This is a genomic window from Halobacillus sp. Marseille-P3879 (genome assembly GCF_900240285.1).
Classification (GTDB): Bacteria; Bacillota; Bacilli; order Bacillales; family Halobacillaceae; genus Halobacillus_A.
Window position 1 is genome coordinate 285,146 of record NZ_OESS01000001.1, and the last position, 18,979, is coordinate 304,124.

Annotated in this window: 16 protein-coding genes and 1 riboswitch; of the genes, 11 read left to right on the forward strand and 5 right to left on the reverse strand. The window is 43.1% G+C overall.

Features of this window, described 5'->3' with window-relative positions:
- Positions 1-229 precede the first annotated feature (229 nt).
- Complete coding sequence (locus tag C1A12_RS01545) at positions 230-1,492, forward strand: M48 family metallopeptidase (protein ID WP_101842093.1); 1,263 nt, start codon at positions 230-232, stop codon at positions 1,490-1,492.
- A 290-nt stretch (positions 1,493-1,782) separates the two neighbouring features.
- Here the strand turns inward: C1A12_RS01545 and C1A12_RS01550 are convergent, their stop codons facing one another.
- The 3 genes from C1A12_RS01550 to C1A12_RS01560 form a co-directional block, all read right to left on the reverse strand.
- The gene (locus tag C1A12_RS01550; protein ID WP_101842094.1) at positions 1,783-2,382 is read right to left on the reverse strand and encodes a response regulator transcription factor; all 600 of its coding nucleotides are present in this window, start codon (positions 2,380-2,382) and stop codon (positions 1,783-1,785) included.
- Positions 2,379-3,515: a sensor histidine kinase gene (locus C1A12_RS01555; RefSeq protein ID WP_101842095.1), complete on the reverse strand. Its 1,137-nt coding sequence runs from the start codon at positions 3,513-3,515 to the stop codon at positions 2,379-2,381. Before C1A12_RS01555 ends, C1A12_RS01550 begins: the two co-directional genes overlap by 4 nt.
- Positions 3,516-3,604: 89 nt before the next feature.
- Complete coding sequence (locus C1A12_RS01560) at positions 3,605-4,630, reverse strand: fatty acid desaturase (protein ID WP_101842096.1); 1,026 nt, start codon at positions 4,628-4,630, stop codon at positions 3,605-3,607.
- Positions 4,631-4,817: 187 nt separating this feature from the next.
- Here C1A12_RS01560 and C1A12_RS01565 point away from each other — a divergent pair, with 187 nt between their 5' ends.
- From C1A12_RS01565 to C1A12_RS01575, 3 genes are all read left to right on the forward strand, one after another.
- Positions 4,818-5,984, forward strand: a complete 1,167-nt coding sequence (locus C1A12_RS01565) for a lactate 2-monooxygenase (RefSeq protein WP_101843248.1) — start codon at positions 4,818-4,820, stop codon at positions 5,982-5,984.
- 108 nt (positions 5,985-6,092) lie between these two features.
- Positions 6,093-6,193, forward strand: a riboswitch (SAM riboswitch).
- 163 nt (positions 6,194-6,356) lie between these two features.
- A complete protein-coding gene (locus C1A12_RS01570) occupies positions 6,357-7,475 on the forward strand; it encodes a 5-methyltetrahydropteroyltriglutamate--homocysteine S-methyltransferase (RefSeq protein WP_101842097.1) in 1,119 nt (372 codons plus the stop codon).
- 194 nt (positions 7,476-7,669) lie between these two features.
- On the forward strand, positions 7,670-9,088 hold the full coding sequence (locus C1A12_RS01575) for an SEC-C metal-binding domain-containing protein (protein WP_101842098.1): 1,419 nt from the start codon (positions 7,670-7,672) through the stop codon (positions 9,086-9,088).
- Positions 9,089-9,260: 172 nt separating this feature from the next.
- On the opposite strand, the gene C1A12_RS01580 is transcribed toward C1A12_RS01575, so the two are convergent.
- Positions 9,261-9,803, reverse strand: coding sequence for a flavodoxin family protein (locus C1A12_RS01580; protein WP_101842099.1), 543 nt, complete (start codon positions 9,801-9,803; stop codon positions 9,261-9,263).
- Between the two features lie 144 nt (positions 9,804-9,947).
- Here C1A12_RS01580 and C1A12_RS01585 point away from each other — a divergent pair, with 144 nt between their 5' ends.
- From C1A12_RS01585 to C1A12_RS01595, 3 genes are all read left to right on the forward strand, one after another.
- Entirely contained in the window at positions 9,948-11,249 is a 1,302-nt protein-coding gene (locus C1A12_RS01585; protein WP_101842100.1) for a globin-coupled sensor protein, read from the forward strand.
- 118 nt (positions 11,250-11,367) lie between these two features.
- The gene (locus C1A12_RS01590; protein WP_101842101.1) at positions 11,368-12,069 is read left to right on the forward strand and encodes an ABC transporter ATP-binding protein; all 702 of its coding nucleotides are present in this window, start codon (positions 11,368-11,370) and stop codon (positions 12,067-12,069) included.
- Entirely contained in the window at positions 12,066-13,478 is a 1,413-nt protein-coding gene (locus C1A12_RS01595; protein ID WP_101842102.1) for a hypothetical protein, read from the forward strand. The genes C1A12_RS01590 and C1A12_RS01595 overlap by 4 nt, the downstream gene beginning before the upstream one ends.
- A 6-nt stretch (positions 13,479-13,484) precedes the next feature.
- On the opposite strand, the gene C1A12_RS01600 is transcribed toward C1A12_RS01595, so the two are convergent.
- Complete coding sequence (locus tag C1A12_RS01600) at positions 13,485-13,841, reverse strand: DUF488 domain-containing protein (protein WP_101842103.1); 357 nt, start codon at positions 13,839-13,841, stop codon at positions 13,485-13,487.
- Positions 13,842-14,028: 187 nt separating this feature from the next.
- On the opposite strand from C1A12_RS01600, the gene pgsB reads away from it, so the two are divergent.
- The 4 genes from pgsB to C1A12_RS01620 are packed head-to-tail and all read left to right on the forward strand — an operon-like array spanning position 14,029 to position 18,871.
- Positions 14,029-15,282, forward strand: coding sequence for a poly-gamma-glutamate synthase PgsB (gene pgsB, locus C1A12_RS01605; RefSeq protein WP_101842104.1), 1,254 nt, complete (start codon positions 14,029-14,031; stop codon positions 15,280-15,282).
- A gap of 40 nt (positions 15,283-15,322) precedes the next feature.
- Complete coding sequence (pgsC, locus tag C1A12_RS01610) at positions 15,323-15,772, forward strand: poly-gamma-glutamate biosynthesis protein PgsC (protein ID WP_101842105.1); 450 nt, start codon at positions 15,323-15,325, stop codon at positions 15,770-15,772.
- 13 nt (positions 15,773-15,785) lie between these two features.
- Complete coding sequence (locus C1A12_RS01615) at positions 15,786-17,045, forward strand: CapA family protein (protein WP_101842106.1); 1,260 nt, start codon at positions 15,786-15,788, stop codon at positions 17,043-17,045.
- Positions 17,042-18,871, forward strand: coding sequence for a gamma-glutamyltransferase family protein (locus tag C1A12_RS01620; RefSeq protein ID WP_101842107.1), 1,830 nt, complete (start codon positions 17,042-17,044; stop codon positions 18,869-18,871). Before C1A12_RS01615 ends, C1A12_RS01620 begins: the two co-directional genes overlap by 4 nt.
- Positions 18,872-18,979 lie beyond the last annotated feature (108 nt).

The following is an 18,979-nucleotide window of genomic DNA, read 5'->3' on the forward strand; positions in this document are numbered from 1 at the left end:
GTAGAGAAGCCCTGATTTCTTCTCTGCAAGCTTTTTTAGGTTCCAGGTTTCCTGGATCCTTTCCTATCCATGAAAAGGGCTGTTTTTTAGTCAAAAAGCAAACAATGACTTTTCCATAAGTTGAAGAAAAGCTTTTTATTTAAATTCATTTTTCTTAGTGAAAAATGGTATAAATAAGAGAAGAGTTCGTACAAGTAATAGAAAGTGAAAATTAGGCGGGGGAAATGAAATGAAGAAGCGATTAGTCTTGACCACTATCATGTTGTTCCCAATTTATGTACTGTTCGTTTATTTGTACTTATTTCACTGGACGAGCCCGGGTGTGCCGGAAGCCTACCGTGGGTCAGCTGCAGATCCTGTAACGTTCATGTCAGCGCAGGAGATAGCTCTTAGTCAAGAATATTCCAGATATCGTAACCTGCTTTATTTTATCGGGCTTCCCTTTGAAATTCTTATCTACATAGCTGTACTCGTATTTGGCTGGTCCCCTGTATTTAAGAAGTTTGGCGAGCGGGTTTCACGTTTTTCGGTGGTTAACATCCCTATCTACGTTTTACTGCTTTCCACCGTGATATGGATTATCAGCTTTCCTCTCGATTATATCGGTTATCGCTTGTCTTCTCTATATGGAATCTCTACACAAAGTTTCTCAAGCTGGATGCGTGATGAGTTAATCAGCTTCTGGGTTGGCTTTATTATTATGGCTCTTTTAATTACGGTGCTTTACCAGTTGATTAAGAAAGCGCAGAAACGCTGGTGGCTGTATGCCTGGCTGCTGCTCATTCCCTTTTTTACATTCATGATGTATATTCAGCCGGTACTTATCGATCCGTTATATAATGAATTCACCGAACTGAAGAATCCTGAGCTTGAGGAGAAGATTCTCTCATTAGCTCATGAGGCAGATATACCGGCCGATCGAGTTTTTGAAGTCGATATGTCAGAGAAAACAAATGCCATGAATGCATATGTGAACGGAATTGGATCAAACCTTCGGATCGTGCTGTGGGACACTACACTGAATCAGCTTGACGACAACGAAACGCTGTTTATCATGGCACATGAAATCGGCCATTACGTTATGAACCATCTTTATATGAATCTGGCCGGGGTCATTCTATCAAGTCTTGTTGGATTATATATCACATATCGTCTTTTACATTGGATGGTTCGCAAATGGGGGGCGGAGTTTGGTATAAAAAGGGCAGCTGACATTAGTTCACTTCCTGTTTTATTCTTAATTCTAACCGTGTTATCGATCATATCCACTCCGGCAGAGTCCGCTGTCTCACGCCAGGCGGAGCGTGCAGCTGACGAGTATGCGATAGAGATGATGCCTGACCGGGAAGCGGCGATCGGTTCGTTTCAGGAGCTTACGATTAATGGAAGAAGTGAAGTGAACCCGCCTGCCCTGGTTAAATTTTTTCGCTATGGCCATCCCACAATGATGGAGCGTATCGTGATGCTTGAGGAATATGAAAGGGAAAAATAATGGGAGTGGGACATAAGTAACGCAGCGATGTCAAAAAACGAACATTCATATAAACGCAGATGATTAGCGTAGTTAAAATGCGAAGACTTCTGTGGGAACAGCACGAGCCGAAGATCCCGCAGGAAAGCGATCTTTGCTTTCTGAGGAAGCTGAAGCCGTGCCCACTTAAAAGCGAAGCGTTTTGACGGAGCGATGGGTGAATTCTCTTTAACATAAATAATCCGAACTGATTTCAACAAAATCGTTCGGATTATTTTATGCTTTATTCAGTTTTGTCCCAACCTCGATGTTTATTTAAACCATCCTTTTTCCTTTACACGTGAGACGGCTTCAATCCTGTTGCTTACCTCAAGCTTATCTAATACGACAGAAATATAATTACGTACCGTTCCTGTAGTTATAAAAAGCTGTTTCGCAATTTCTTTTGTATTCTTCCCTTCGGCAATAAGTTCGACGACCTGTTTTTCCCGCTCCGTAAGAGGGTTCTCATTACCAAATGCCATATCGACTAACTCGGGTGCGAAGATTCTTCTGCCGTCCATAATGGTTCGAATCGAGTTAGCCAGATCTTCGCTCGGACTGTCTTTTAATAAATACCCGCTTACCTGCGCTTTTTGTGCACGTTCGAAGTATCCGGCTCTGGCAAACGTTGTTAGAATTATAATTTTGCAAGGGTTGTCTTTTAACTGCTCTGCGGCGTCAAGGCCGCTTTTTACAGGCATTTCGATGTCCATAATACAAACATCTGGCTGAAGCTCCTCGACGAGCTTACATGCCTCTTCACCATTTTTGGCGGTGCCGACGACCTGCATATCCTCTTCTAAATCAAGCAGTGAACCAAGGGCTCCTAAGAGCATACGCTGGTCTTCAGCGATAACGATCCGTATCATTCCAATTCCTCCTGTTTCGATTGTAGAATGACTTTGGGTACACGAATGGTTAAGGTGGTACCCTGTTCAGACGACAACTCAAGGCTTCCATTAACGAATTCCAGGCGTTCACGGATCCCCTGGAGACCGTGTCCTTTCAACAAATTCTTGTCTTCTGAAAGCCCTACGCCATCGTCGCTGATTTGCAGATGGACTTCATCTGGCAGCTGTTCAATATGAATCGAGCACACAGAAGCCTGGCTGTGTTTTACGACGTTGGTTACCGCTTCTTTTAAACACATGCTGAGTACATTTTCTACAAGAAGTGGTGTGTTACTTAACTCGGGGCTGCCTTCTGCATGGAACTCAATTTCGGCAGCTTGCAGGATTTGCTGCACACGCAGAAGTTCATCCGCTAACTTACTTCCTCTCATGTTAGATACCATTTCCCGTACTTCTTTTAACGCTGTTCTCGCCGTCTGCCTTATATCATGAATTTCGCCTTGGGCAGCTTGCGGGTTTTTATCTATTAACTTCCCGGCCAGGTCGCTTTTTAACCCAATTAAAGAGAGCTTCTGCCCGAGCGTATCATGGAGGTCACGCGCGATTCGTTCCCGTTCCTCGATCACCTTAAGCTGGGAGATTTTTTCGTTGGCATCTTCCAGCTTATCTTCCAGCTGCTCCCGTTTAATCCGGTAGTACATGGTAAACGGAAGCAGTATTACTCCAATGAGACAAATTATAACAAAAGGAAGTTGAGGAAACAGTGCTTCGTTCTGCATCACAAAAACGAGAGTAATCGCTCCGACCGTAGTGACAAGATGAACAATATAAAGGGTGAGAAAACCGCTCAACCTCTGGATATTACCTATAAAAAATGCCAGAAATAAAGCGAAGTAAATGTAACCGAATAAGAGGGTCATGATAATGCTGATCACCATTTCAATACTTACCCAAACGTAGACCATTCGGCTGTGAGAAATAAAAGAGAGCCGGTAGGAGAGAAAGAATAGGATGATCATAAGAAATCCGAATATAATTTCAAATAATGAAGAAGAGCGGAAGATAAAGAAGAAAGGCAGCAGACAAAATATAATCCATATATATGAGCTTAATCCTGTATTCTTGGGGATGATTTGGTACCAGTTCTGCATAGGTTTCTCCTTTTCCAGTCTTATTTTGTAGTATTTCCATTCTATCAAAAGAAACCCTATTGCGTACAAATAGGGTTTCCTGCCTCTGACTATTGATCTTGAAAGCCTGTACGCGGCTTTTGAAGAAGCGGTTTTACTTCTTTAAAGCTGACAAATGTCTTATTGGCTGTATCATAGAGCCTGAATCGAATCGATTTCAAGCTGGATAGCAGCGTGATGGTTGTGGCTTTTTGCAGCGGTGGTGTGGATTCGTGGGCCTCTTCAAGCTTATAATTCGGTACTCTTGGACTTAAGTGGTGAACATGGTGGTAGCCAATGCTCCCTGATACCCACTGAAGGAGCTTCGGCAGCTTGTAGTATGAACTGCCATCGACCGCAGCTTTGACAAAATCCCATTGAGATTCATCTTCAAAATAAGAATCCTCAAACTGGTGCTGGACATAGAACAGCCAAATACCAAGCACTCCGGATACATAAAGAATGGGCAGCTGAATAATAAGAAAAGCCTGCCAGCCGATTGCCCAGATCATAAGGGCATAAATAACGGCAATCGATCCATTCGTAAGGTGTGTATTCCAGCGTTCCTTCCGCTTGGCCCCTTTCCGGTTAAAACGGTTGGATAAACAGAATAAATAAAGCGGTCCTAATCCAAACATAATGAGAGGGTTACGGTACAGACGATAAGCTAAACGTCTCCAGAAAGAAGCGGCGACGTATTCTTCAACGGTCATCACCCATACATCCCCTGTGCCTCGTTTGTCTAAATTACTGCTTGTCGCATGGTGAATCGAATGATCCCTTTTCCACTTTTCAAAAGGAAACAATGTGAGTATTCCGGTGATGGTGCCGGTAATCCGGTTTGCCTTTTGATTTTGAAAGAAAGACATGTGTGTACAGTCATGGAAGATAATAAAGATGCGGATAACAAACACTCCTGCGATCATGGCTAAGGGTACAGCAAGCCACAAAGATACAGCAAGACTTTGATAGGCTGCAAACCAAAGCAGGAAAAAAGGAACAAGTGTATTGATCAGTTGACGGATCCCAACTGTTTGATCAGGTTTTGCAAAAGCGGCTACATTCTTTTTTAATTCTTTTTGTTTATGCTGGCTCATAATAAGGACTCCTCATACGTTCGTTTGATCATAAACCCAATCATAGAAGAAATGAAGACGGGATGTAAGGCATAAACGTCAGGGGGTGAGTATGACATTTGTCATGGGTGGAGCCAATATTTATGTAAGCGCTTTCTTTATATGTGATAAAATGGAAGGCAGATATCATTTCAAAGGGAGAGATTTTATGATTAATTTTGGAAATCAGATTCAGTTTAAAGTCTATCAAACGATGCCTGACCCTGATCCCGAACGACTGCCCGTTGTGTATGAAGAATGGGAGCAGCAGGCCCGTGCCGTTTTAGAAGATGGTCCTTTCTACTATATTGCCGGGGGAGCCGGTGGTGAGCGGACTATGGATGCCAACCTGCAATCTTTTAATAAATGGGAAATTGTGCCGCGAATGCTCAGGAATGTAGAAGAACGCAATTTATCTATTGATCTGCTTGGTCATACTTATTCTTCTCCCTTGCTTCATGCGCCGATAGGGGTTCAGTCAATCATACACCCTGATGGAGAGATTGCCTCTGCAAAAGCTTCTGCTGCTTTGGGGGTCCCCTATATTGCAAGTTCAGCTTCTACAGCCCCGATGGAAGACCTTGCTAAGGCTGTGGGAGATGCGCCGAAGTGGTTTCAGCTTTATTGGAATAAAGATCCAGAAGTTACCGCCAGCTTTCTGAGGAGGGCGGAAGAATCAGGATACTCCGCGATAGTAGTGACCTTAGATACCCCTATGATGGCATGGAGGGAAAATGATTTAAAAAATGTTTATCTTCCTTTTCTCATGGGAGAAGGAATTGGAAATTACTTAACTGATCCAGCTTTTTGCTCTCAATTGCCGAAATCTCCTAAGGAAGATCCGGAAGCCGCAATTCTGCACTGGACAAAAACGTTTGGCAACCCGGGTTTAACATGGTCAGATTTAAGTTTTATTAGAGAGCACACAAGCCTGCCGGTTTTGTTAAAAGGGATTCTACACCCAGAGGATGCTCAAATGGCTCTTGAACATGGGGTGGACGGTATCGTTGTTTCCAACCATGGAGGAAGGCAGGTAGATGGTGCGGTTGGAGCGCTTGATGCGTTAGTGGATGTATGCGGGGTGGTGCATAATCAAATTCCTGTCTTGATGGATGGAGGCGTCCGCCGTGGTGCAGATGTCGTTAAAGCACTGGCCTTAGGAGCTGCAGGCGTGCTGGTGGGACGGCCGTGTATGTATGGGCTTGCCGTCGCTGGTGAGAAGGGCGTTCGAGAGGTATTGCAGAATATGCTCGCTGATCTGGACTTAACCATGGCTTTAGCCGGAGAGAAATCAGTTCGTGAGATGAATCGATCAATCATCAAAGAGAGCAAATGACAGAACTTCCTGGCTCCATATGCAGGCAGGGCTGTAGAGCAGAGTTAAAATCAGAGAAATTTCGCCTCTTTTCTTTTTGTTAGAAAATTGTTACGATAAATAATAAATTTCTTATCACGAGAGGTCGAGGGTAAGGTCCGTTGACGCCTCAGCAACCTGTTTCTACAAGGTGCTGCATCCTGCAAGCCGGAGAGCTTGAAAGATAAGAAGACGATGTATTATTTACAAAAGTCTCTTCTTATTCAGGAAGAGGCTTTTTTATACTTTAAGAATGTTTAACTTTGTTAAAGGCCTAAAGTATAGGGAAACTATGAGTTTTCCACCATTGGACTTGGCGGTAAGCCAAGTTTTTCTAATTTATTTGAAGGAGCGATGAAAATGACACTAGAAAAAAGACCACCATTTAAAGCAGACCACGTAGGAAGTTTTCTCCGGCCTGAGAGAATCAAGGAAGCCCGTTTTCAAAAAGACCGAGGAAAAATCTCAGCAGTTGAACTGAGAAATATAGAAGATGAAGAGATTGTTAAATTAGTAGAGAAGCAGAAAGAGGCTGGGTTAACATCAATTACAGATGGAGACCTGCGCCGATCCTGGTGGCACTTTGACTTCCTGGAGGGTCTGGAAGGTGTAGAAGGCTATGAGCCGGAAGAAGGTATCCAGTTCAGCGGGGTCCAAACAAAGGCTCATTCCGTAAAAGTTACAGGTCAGATAGACTTCGAGAACCACCCAATGCTGGAAGACTATAAGTTTCTTCATTCGGTTGTAGGAGACCATCACGTGCCTAAGTTTACGATCCCAAGTCCCAATATGCTTTTCTTTAGAGGAAATATTGATCGGGAAATATATGAGGATGATGAAGTATTACTTAAAGATTTGACGAAAGCCTACCAAAAGGCAATCCAGGCTTTTTATGACGCAGGCTGCCGTTATTTGCAGCTGGATGACACCTCCTGGGCTGTATTCTTCTCGGAAAAAGGCTTAAAACAGATTGAAGAACGAGGTCAGGAGCCGGAAAAGCTTCGTTCGCTGTTTGTGCAGGCGATTAACGATTCTATTGCAGATCGACCGGATGATATGGTGATTACTATGCACATTTGCCGCGGGAATTTCCGCTCTACGTATTCAGCAGAGGGAGGGTATGATGCGGTTTCGAAGACATTATTTGACGAGTTGCATGTAGACGGTCTTTTCCTGGAGTATGATGATGATCGTTCCGGGGGGCTTGAACCGCTCAAACACGTGAAACGAAAAGATTTAAAGGTCGTGCTTGGTCTCGTCACTTCTAAGTTTCCAGAGCTGGAAGATAAAGAGCGTGTGAAACAACGAATCTCCGAAGCTGCCAGCTATGTCCATAAAGATCAGCTTTGCTTAAGTCCGCAGTGTGGTTTTGCCTCCACAGAGGAGGGAAATGAATTAACGGAAGACGAGCAATGGGCAAAAATACGTCATGTCGTTGAAATTGCTGAGGAAGCATGGGGGACTGAACAATAATATAAAATTTTTGGCATTTTACTTAAATTTTATCTTTCCGTACACTAAAGAAAGGGATAGGCTGATTTATTGTCGCTCGTCCGGATGGAAAATGTTTTCGAAACAAGTGCTGATGACAGCTGCCTGCCCGAACATGAAGGAGATTGTCCATAAACTATCCAAGATGAGCCAGGTGAAGGAGAGTCTTTTTCTGTATGAAAAGAAATTCTAAGGAGCGGGCCCCTTCCACTCCTGCGGAAGAACGAGTGAGCCGAAATCGCCGAGTATGGGTTTTGCGAGGAAGCTCGGGCGCTCGTCCGCTAAAAAGGGAAGGGGCTTTCGCTCCTGGCGGTAAGAGAAAAGCTTGTGGAGAAACAGGGGTTTCTCTACAAGCTGAATCCAGAGAAATTAACTTTTCTCTGGATTTTTTGTTGATTGAATGTTTAATTTCTTTGATGGAGAAATGGTATGATGGAGAAAAGAACGTTTCTACGGAGGGTACGCTTATGAGTTTATTTTTACAGCGGATTAATAACCAGCTCGATACAAAGAACGATACAGTGTTCAGGGTGCTTCTCTATTCCCTTGAGAATTATCCGTATATACCTGATGAAATGGCAGCCGAGGTGCTGCGCCGAAGCAGGGGGTCAGAAGCGAAAAGATCAGCCGTATTGAATTACATGCCTAAAGTCACTCTTGGTGATCAATCGATTCAGCAGCTGCTGTCTTGCCTTGCGCACTCCGAAAAATACACAAGGTTTATTGACCAGGTAGAGGTAGAGAAACTATTTGAGTACCGGGAGCAGTTTGACCCTTATGTGGCAGCAGAAGATTGGGAGTTTTATGAACAGGTTAAAAATACGGAGAATGAAGAAGAAATGTTTATGCTCTATGCTGGTCTCCTTCAAGAACTGTCCGTTCAGTTTACTTCTAATAAATATATTCAGGCAAAGCGGGTAATGGATCAGCTGGTTGATTACGGCTGGGTTACAGGTCCAGAAGTGATTGGGGCCATCGAGGAGTCTGCGGCATCTCCTTATATGAATTATAATGGTCTGTTAAACATTTATGCCCTTCGTTATTTTAAAGAAGACCGCTATATCTCAACCCTAGTCGATCTGCTGAGAAGTGAAGAGGACCTGGTGCTGGAAGAAGCAGCAGCATCCCTTAATTACTTTCAGACGGATCATCTGGCCGATCAGATTTATCCATTCTGTTTTAACGAAGATTTTATTTATCCGATTAGTTTACTTGGAGAAATTAAAACAGATTATGCGTTATTCCTTTTAAAAAAGCTGTTCGGTGAGATTGAAGATCTCGAGGCAAGGGAGCTGGTCGTGGAAGGAATATGCCTGCACTTTGCAGAACAAGGCTTTGAAGAGGTGGAAACTTTCATGGAGCAGGGAGAATTTTCGGGCCTGGTCGATATGGATGAACTCGCTTATGCTTATTTCAAAGTTATTAACCGGGATCACCCTGACCTCATGTTATGGAAAAATGAAGTAGAAGAACGGGAGGCTTTTTTCCAACAAGAGTTAAGCCCGGGTCCTTTCGTTAAAGAAGTGAAAGTAGGGCGTAATGACCCCTGTCCTTGTGGCAGCGGGAAAAAATACAAGAAATGCTGCGGGGCATAAATTAGCGCATGTTATATAAAAAGAGAAGGATGCAGATAACTCCTTCTCTTTTTTTGTATTCTAGGAATCTTTTTTAGAGTGACATCCGCGACATAAGCCATCCGTCCTGCGGAAGGGAGACCACCTTCCTATGCGTGTCGTGTCTGCCAGGGCACCTGCGTCTATATTCTTTTTAACTGCTGAGTGTTTTCTTTAGTAAATCGGCTTCTGCTAAAGCTGTTGAATTGTTTTTAATTTCCCCTGGTTTTCCGGCTTTTGCTAATAAATATCCATTAAGTGAGCTTCCAAAAAACTGAAGAATGTACTGAAATTGCTGAATGAGAGGCATTCCTTTGATTTTGGGATTATCTCCGCCTACTGCAATCACATATACCTCTTTCTGCTGAAGGTCCTCTTTAAATGTTTCATATCCGGGTTCTCTGACCACCTGTGAGAAGCGGTCGACGAAGTTTTTCATCAGTCCGGACATACTGTACCAGTAAACCGGTGTGGCAAAAATAATGACATCGTGCGCAAGCATCTGGTCAATAATGGCATGATGGTCATCATCTATTTTCTTAAATCCATTTTCAGAATGACGCTCATCCTTAATTACTTCTATCTGATGATTTCTAAGGTAAATATGGGTTGTGTTTTTTTCAGGGACCGCCTGCTTTGCTAAATATTCTGTATTTCCATTCTCCCGGGTCGATCCGTGAATGACAATGGTGCTCACTCGAATTCCTCCTTATAAGTATTTAAGTTAAGCATACAATAACAGTTTAGCTTATGACACTTCTGTGACTTGATATGTCTTTCTAAAGAAAGGAAGGCTGAATGCCGATATAAAAGAAAACAAGCAGAGTAATGGAGGTATTGTATGTTCCCGCTTTTTGCAACAAAAACCAAATCTAAACCAGCTCCCCTGGTGTTTGAACCTGTGCCCCGCGGAAAAATTAATATAGAGAAAGGTTCCAAGTTACATAAGCAGTTTCAAATGATTGCACTGACAGAAGAGGATTTATCAGTTTTGAAATCGCTGCAGCCGATCGTAAGAAGGAATATAGCGATGATTGTCGATCAGTTTTACGAGAATCTGGCACACGAAGGCTCTCTAATGGAAATCATTGAAGATAACAGTTCGATAGAAAGACTCAAAAAGACACTGATGGCTCATATACAGGAAATGTTTAACGGTTTGATTGACGAACAGTTTATCCATAAAAGAAAAGTTATAGCGGAAGTTCATGTGAGAATTGGTCTAAAGCCTACGTGGTATATGTGCTCCTTTCAGGATATATTAAACTCTCTTCTTTCTATTTATGATCGTGAAGTGCTGGATGAAGCGGAGTACCGCCAGGCAATTAGGGCAACAACGAAAATTTTAAACTTAGAACAGCAGATTGTACTTGAACTTTTTGAGCAGGAAAATAGAAGAATCCGTGAAGAGGAAAATGAGAAAAAAGCAGAAGCCTACCGTAAGATTGATGAAATGGCCGAAGAGCTCGCTGCAATTTCACAGCAGGCGAGTGCCTCTACGGAGCAGCTTACCGAACAGAGTGACAAAATTCTTGATGACTCAAGGAAAGGTACGGAAAACGCTCAAGAGGTAGAAGGGCAGTCAAATGAAGGAAAAGAGCAGCTGGAAGTTCAGCAGGAGCAAATGAATCATATCCAGCAGAGCATTAAACAAATTAAAGATGAAATGGAGAAACTAAAAGGAACAGCAGATGAAATCAGCCAGATCGTTACGATTGTTTCTTCCATCGCTGAGCAGACGAATCTGCTTTCTTTAAATGCTTCCATCGAAGCTGCCCGGGCTGGCGAGCATGGAGCTGGTTTTACAGTCGTCGCTAATGAAGTTCGTAAGCTTTCTGAACAGACGAAAAGCTCGGTTTCTGAGGTGTCAGAATTAATTCAATCGACAAATGGTCAGATCCATAAGGTCTCTAATAATGTAGGGGATATTGACAAACTGATCGTAGAAGGAACTGAAAATATGGATCAAATCAATAATTTCTTCACAGAGATTGTTTCTGCAATGGCACAGAACAAACAATATAATTCCGGTATTCAAGAGGAACTAGAAGGGTTTAGACTTGTAATTCAGGAAATCAACGATGCTGTAGCTCAAGTGGCCTCTTCTTCTCAACAGCTGGCCGAGGTTACAGAACAATCATAAAAGGGGATTGAAAGAGCAGGGGAACATTTTTCCTCTGCTTTTTTCTTTTGAGACCGGGACTGAAACCTAAGGTAATACATATACGTATTAAAAGAAAATAGAGAGTGGAGGAATGAACATGACCCTTCAATCTGTACTCACCATTAATAACTGCCACATATCGATGAGAGATGAGATCGTTTTGAGTCAAATAACGTTTGAGGTACAGCAAGGTCATATTACAGCCCTGGTCGGCCATAATGGGGCAGGAAAATCCACCTTAATAAAAACGATCATTGGTTTGTTGGAAAAACAATCTGGAGCCATTGCGATCAATGGGATTGATCAGGATGGTGATTTTTTAGAGTATAAATACCAGTTCAGCTATATTCCCGAAGAGCCTCTTCTCCTTAATGAACTTACGATATTCCAGCATTTTCAACTTTATCAAAAGAGCTACCACATTCCTGACGCCCTTTTTATCGATCGTATTCAGACGTATACAGAAGCGTTTGAACTGATGGATAAGCTCGATGAATATCCGGAATCTTTATCAAAAGGGATGCGGCAGAAAGCTCAAACCATTTGTGCGCTTTTACCAGAAGTACCGCTTCTGCTCATTGATGAACCTTTCATGGGACTCGATGTGTATGCAGGTACTTATTTAGAACAGCTGCTGAAGGAGCGGAGGGATCAAGGAACGAGTATCCTGCTTACGACTCATCAGTTGGATAAAGTGCATAACCTGGCTGACGATTTTGTCATGTTAAAGGATGGAAGAATCTCTTCTGCTGGATCAATTGATCATTTCGACCAGCTCGACAGGAGGGGGACGTTATGAATTTCTCCACATGGGAAGTGTACCGTTGGGTGCGGGGCCAGCGTTTTAAGAGGAAGAGGCGTCTTTATCAGCAAGCCTTTCAGTTAACATTTGATGTTACTCTTGCCATTTATTGTGCTGTATTAGGGGCGGTTTTTTTATTGATGGCAGTAGATGGGCTGCAGCAGCTTTATCCTCTTTTTGATTTATGGCAGGCTTCCTTAGGTCAGTTGGTTTGGCTCTTACCTTCAGCTTTCATTCTTTGGGCGTGCGGGCAGTCTTTTTTTTACCCTGGTTTAATGTTTACTACGAGTGAATTGAAACTGAGCATGCTGCCGCATACTAGAAGTCATTTACTCTGGCATATCGCTCTTGTCAGAGGGACTGCCTGTACGGCCTGTGCGTTCCTTGCTGCCATGATCACAGGGTGGCTGACTCCGTTTACGTACAGTTTTGCTTTTTATTCAGCTGTTGTCTTCAGCTTGTTTTTTATCCTTACCATGCCCTTGCAGTGGTGGCTTTTCTCTGTTTCCCGCTGGAAAAAGCTTTTCGTGTTTGCGGCTGTGTCTCTTTTTATAAGCGGTGTACGTTATATCACGTTGTACCTAGAGCTGCACGGAGGATGGGTCGGACTTTTTCTGGGACTGCTGTTGTTAATTTGGAATCTTTATCTAATTCCCCGCAGCACTCAGGGAGTCGACTGGGGACGCACGGTTGAAGTGAACGATGCAAAGGTATGGAACCTTAAAATAATCAGTCACATGACAGGCGTCTTTATTAAACCGCCGAAACGATATGGAGTGCTGCACAGCTTTATTAGAAGGAGAAGGGCAAAGCAGCGTTTCACCCATATCCATCAGCTTTATCACCGGCTGTGGCGGTATCATTTACACCATCAATTTACGTACGTGTGGAAAACCATTTTGGCTTGTGCTGTGATTGTTACTGTGTTACCTGTTCATACGCCCTGGATCATGTATCTGACACTTCCTATTGCTGTCTTCGTTTATATTGAAGTGGCAGCTGGTCTGTTTGCTGATCAATTTAGAAAGCAGCCGATTTTAGGCATTATTCCAATCGAAGAACAAGGCTGGCTGCGTACGTTTTACAAATGGTCGGCTGTCGGAATGAGCTTTCTATTTATCCTCTTTGCAGTGGTTATGATCAATTTACACGGTTTGTATGCCGGGTTGTCCCTTCAATTACTGGGCCTTGGTTTCTGGAGTTTATATGATTTACAGCAGCGCCTGCGTGAGCGGATAAGTATTCTGCAGCGAACAGAAAAGAAAGGTTTGGAAGTATTGCGTTTGACCGGCTACGTGTGTCTGGGAGCGGGGGTGTTTTTTTCTCCAGTCATATTCGGTCTTATTCTTCCGCCTCTGGCAGCTAAATACAGAGAAAAGCTCCCATTTTTACGTCTGTCTGCATGAGGAGTTTTATTTTTCTTCAAGTACTTCTTTTAGAACGACGGCGTGGTTATGGGTCTCGTCCCTGGCTCCAAATAACAAAACAACACGCTGTCCCTCTGACTGTTCCCTCAGCTTGTTGAGCAGGGACTTCTTTTCTGGCTGGTCATTAAGCTCTTGCCTGTATTGTTTTTTAAATTCCTCAAACTTGGCGGGTTCATGATTAAACCATTTTCTTAAATCAGGGCTGGGAGAAATGTCTTTCATCCATTCATCGATTTCCGCCTGTTCTTTTGATATCCCTCTTGGCCATATTCGATCGGTTAAGACACGGTATCCTCCAAGTTTTTTTTCTTCATTATAAATTCTTCTTAAAACGACGGACACATTTTCTTCCCCCATTCCTTATTATTTAACAGGTGGTTCTGTCTATTGGTTTAATTTCCATAATTTAATTCATCTAAACGGAATAATGAAATTATGTTACTATAAAAATAGCGAAATTGTGTAAAATTTTAGTTTATTTGTTGGATTTTATGGATAAAAATAACTATTCGGATAAAGGGGTGAATTTGTGAACGAACTAATCTATTTAATTATTTTTACTGTGATTGTTATTGGCATCGGTTTATGGGAAAAGCACTCACTGGATCGAAGGCTTAAACAGATACCTACGAGAATATTAATTAACGGTATTAGAGGGAAGTCCACCGTAACCCGTCTTGTGATGGGGATTCTAAAGGAAAACGGAGAAAAGGTGATCGGAAAGACAACAGGTACATCCGCACGAATGTTCTATTGGGATTTAAAAGAAGAAGAACCAATCATTCGCGGTCTTCAGGGGCCGAATATTAGTGAGCAGCGAAAAATGGTACATAAAGTGACTAAACGAAAGGCTGATGCTTTCGTAAGCGAATGTATGGCAATTAATCCAGAATACCAAAAGGTTTTTCAGGAGAAGCTTGTAAAATCTAATATTACGATTATAACCAATGTGATGGAAGACCACCTGGACATCATGGGACCAACGCTTGATGATATTGCCCAGGCTTTCAGCTCTACGATTCCTCATAATGGCTATTTAATTATTCCTGAAACACCTTATCAGCAATTCTTTGAGACAGAAGCAGCTAAAAGAAACTCTAAAGTCTTGATTGCAGATGAAAGTGCAATTGATGAAAACTATCTAAAGAAATTTCCATTTATGATTTTTCCCCAAAACGCGGCTCTTGCCCTGGCGGTTGCTGATATCCTGCAGATCGATCGGGAAACGGCATTAAGAGGGATGCTGAATGCTCCTGTAGATCCTGGAGCAATGCGCGTTCACCAGTTTGGCGGTGACGAGGAACCTAAATACTTCTTTAATGGCTTTGCTGCAAATGACGTCACCTCAACGTTAAATATATGGGAGCGTATTAAAGAGCAGGGCTATCCTTTAGAAGATGTTACTGTAGTGATGAACTGCCGACAGGACAGAGTGGACCGGACTATAGAATTTGCTGAAAAGGTACTGCCGGCCATGGAGATAGACAGGCTGGTTCTTATTGGCAGAGAAGCTCATCCGATCTTAACGGCATATGATGAAGGAAAAATAAGAACAAAACATATTGTAAACTTAGAGAAACAGTCAGTTGAAGAGGCGGTTGAATATGTCGACCGCCTGCCTGGGCATGCTCTCGTTTATGGGATCGGAAACATCCATGGGGGAGGAGAAGAGTTTGCCAAAGCCATAGAAGAGAAAGAGTTATCGAGAAAAGACCGCCAAATCAAGGAGGAAGCTCCTTTTGAAGTGGAGTTTTCCAATAGAGAATATCAGATGAATAAATAAAGAAAGAAGCTTTTAGTGAAAAAAAGGGGTTGGAGACGCAGTGTTTGGGACGGATTTATATATAGCAATTGTTATAGGTGTCTTATTAAGCTTGCTTTATGCGGAAAAAACAGGGATTATGCCGGCAGGTCTCGTAGTACCCGGCTATCTCGCTTTAATATTTGATCAGGTCATGTATGTACTGGTTGTCGGATTGATTAGTCTGCTTACATATCTACTCGTAACGCAGGTGCTCTCGAGATTCACGGTGCTGTACGGCCGCAGAAAATTTGCTGCTATGTTAACAGTTGGAGTTTTGATGAAAATGTCAATGGATTACTTATATCCGCTTACTCCCTTTCCGGTTATGGAGCTTAGAGGGATAGGGGTTATTGTACCGGGGCTTATCGCCAACTCTATCCAGAAACAAGGAGTTATACCAACATTCAGCTCTACGTTTGTTATTGCGTTTTTTACGTTCGTGTTTATTACGGTCTATCATTTGCTGTAGGGGAGTTCTTAGTATGAAAGAAACAAAGCTGAAGTCATTTATGCAGGTCTGGGTAAAAAAACACCGGGAGAAAGCCGTTTCTCATTCTATTATTCTAGCTTTAATTTTATCTGTTCCTTTTTTTGCCCATAAACAGATTGATAGAGTGCAGGTTCCTGAGAACACGAGACCGGATAATGTGGACTACCGAGTATCAATGGTAGGGGATATGATGCTGGGACGCCATGTCAGGGATGCAGCAGTCAGGGAAGGGGAGCCGATTGACCGGGTTTTCTCTTATGTTACTCCTTATTTCGAGGAGTCTGATTACTCTACCGGAAATTTTGAAAATCCAGTAATTGATACAGAAGATGAATCGGTAGCCAGTCAGATGGAGGATTATGAGTTACATAATAAAGACATTCACCTTTATGCTGAAGCAGGTGCAGAGGATGCGCTCGTAGACGCGGGGTTTGATTCTGTAACGATGGCTAACAACCACACGATGGATTACGGGGACTTATCTTTAACTGAAACACTTAACCATATGGGAGAAGCGGATATTGATCTTCTCGGGATAGGGGATGTCCTTGATTCTGGAGAAGCTCAAGCTGCCGAAGTCGGTGAAGAAGAGGAAGAACTATTGGATGCAGGAGAGATTTCATATTTCGATATTAATGAAAATTATTCAGCAGCTATTTTAGGTTTTACCGATGTGTTTGTTCAAGGCTATAGTGCCGGTGACTACGTGGGCGGTGTGTTAACAAACGATGGGTTAAGTGTTCTTCAAAGCCGTATTCAAGAAGCGAAAGAAGAAGCGGATGTCGTTATTGTTCATGCTCACTGGGGCGATGAGTATCAAGTAGGGTCGAATCAGGAGCAGGAAAACCTTGCCTGGCTTTTAACGGACATCGGTGCTGATATTATTATCGGCCACCATTCTCACGTTTTAGAGCCTGTTACTGTAGTAGAAACTGAAAATAATACCTCCCTTGTCATGAACAGCCTTGGAAACTTTGTCTTTGACCAGGGGTGGTCAAGGACGAAAGAATCAACTCTGGCCCAGCTCGACTTTTTAGAAGATGGAAGTGCGAATCTATCATTTATTCCTATGCAGATAAGTGATACGAAGCCCCGGGAAACGAAAGGCCTGTTAAAGCCATACCGTGATTACCGGATTTTTCGAACGCTTCGCAAAGAACTGGATCGTGATCTCTGGGAAGTGGAAGACAGCAGGCTCGTTATTGATTTAGAAAAAGCTGGCGTACTGGAATACGGAGGGTCTGCCTCATGAATTACCTGAAGATCACCAATATATTTGCGGTTATCGTATTTATCGGATTAGTCGGATGGAACTATTATTTTGAAGACGAATTCGACGCATTTCGAGAGCCTTATCAAGGTGAAGAACCAACAGAAGCTGTTGAAATTAATGAAGAGGATGAGGAGTCTTATGCCTATGGAGTAAGTGCCCTGCACCCGCTGGCTGTAGAAGCAGGTATGGAAGTCCTTAATGAAGGAGGGAATGCTGCTGAAGCTGCAGTTGCTGTTTCCTTCACCTTAGGTGTCGTGGAACCTTATGGATCGGGGGTTGGCGGCGGCGGTCAAATGGTCGTTCATGAACCTGGTCAGCAAGCGATGACTTATGATTATAGAGAGGCAGCCCCTGAAAGCGGGGAGTGGCCGGAAAGAGGAGTAGCTGTTCCTGGATTTGTAAAAGGAATGGAAGCTTTATATGAGGATTATGGGGACAATAAGGAATGGGCTGAATTACTAGACCGATCAATTGAATACAGTGAAGAGGGCTTTGAAGTTGGAAGAATTTTCAACGAACAAATTCAGAGCTCGGACCGTTACCTGCAGATGCCTGAAGATAAGCGGAGTAACTTCTATCCGGAAGGCCGGCCTATTGCTATGAATGAAACGATCGTCCAGAAAGAACTGGCGGATACGTTAAAGATTATACAAGAAAAGGGAGCGGACGGTTTTTACGAAGGAGAGTTCGGCCGACAGCTTGCTGCTGAGATCGGATTGCCTGAAAGTGATTTGGCTTCTTATGAAGCAGCCGAGCGGGAAGCACCTGCCGGGAGCTTTAAAGATCAGACCGTGTACGCAGGCTCCTCTCCGACTTCAGGAGTTATTGTCGTTCAAGCTTTACAGATGATAGAGAGACTTGAAGAGGACTTTGAAGAGGTAATTCGCAGTGAGTTTGAAAATGATGATGGGGAACTGCCGGAATATCTTGCAGACGGACTTCCTGAAGATATGGAAGCTGTAGTGAACGATGAAGAATGGCAGGCTCTCTATATTCATCTTATTAATAAAATTACGGACCAGGTATACAGTGAGAGGGTAAGTACTCTTGGAGATCCTCAATTTGAAGAGGTCAATCAGGAAGAGCTTACTTCCCGGGAGTATACAGATGAGTTATTTGAACAGGAATTTTCTGAAGGGGATGGCCTGTCCAGTTCTGCAGAATTGCTGGACAGCCCTAATGAGATCAGTGACTCGAGGAATACAACACACTTTGTAATTGTCGATAAGGATGGAATGATGGTTTCTGCAACGAATTCCCTCGGTCAATTCTTTGGTTCCGGCCGTTACACCAACGGATTTTTCCTGAATAATCAGCTGAATAACTTTAGTACGGTTGAAGGTTCAATTAACGAATATCAGCCTGGAAAACGGCCGCGGTCATTTGTTTCTCCGATGATATTTGCCGAGGAGGGTCAACCTGTACTTGGGTTAGGCTCGCCTGGAGGCTCAAGAATTCCGGCGATGCTGATTCAAACGTTTTTACAATATGAGTATGGCAGAGACGATAATGATGAAAGGATTAATTTACAAGAGGCCATCATGAGACCAAGATTCTATACGGAGGATAATGTTGTGCACCTCGAAAATATGGTGGAGGATAGTTCACTTGAAGCGTTGAGAGAAGGCATGAATTATTCTGTCATCACCCATGACTCTCCTCTTTATTACGGCGGAATCCAGGGCTTAGGGATCCGGACAGAAGGAGAGGTCAAGGAAATGTTTGGCGGGGGAGATCGGCGCCGTCTGGGAACATGGCAAATTGCAGATGAGGAAGGTTTAGTGGAAGATGATACAGAAGAATAATGATGAAGAGCCTCCAGAGGCAAAAAGGACGTCGAAAGCAAGCGGTATACGTTCGAACGTCCCCACAAAATAACTTATAGAGAAATAAGGTGTTTCTCCACCAGCTGG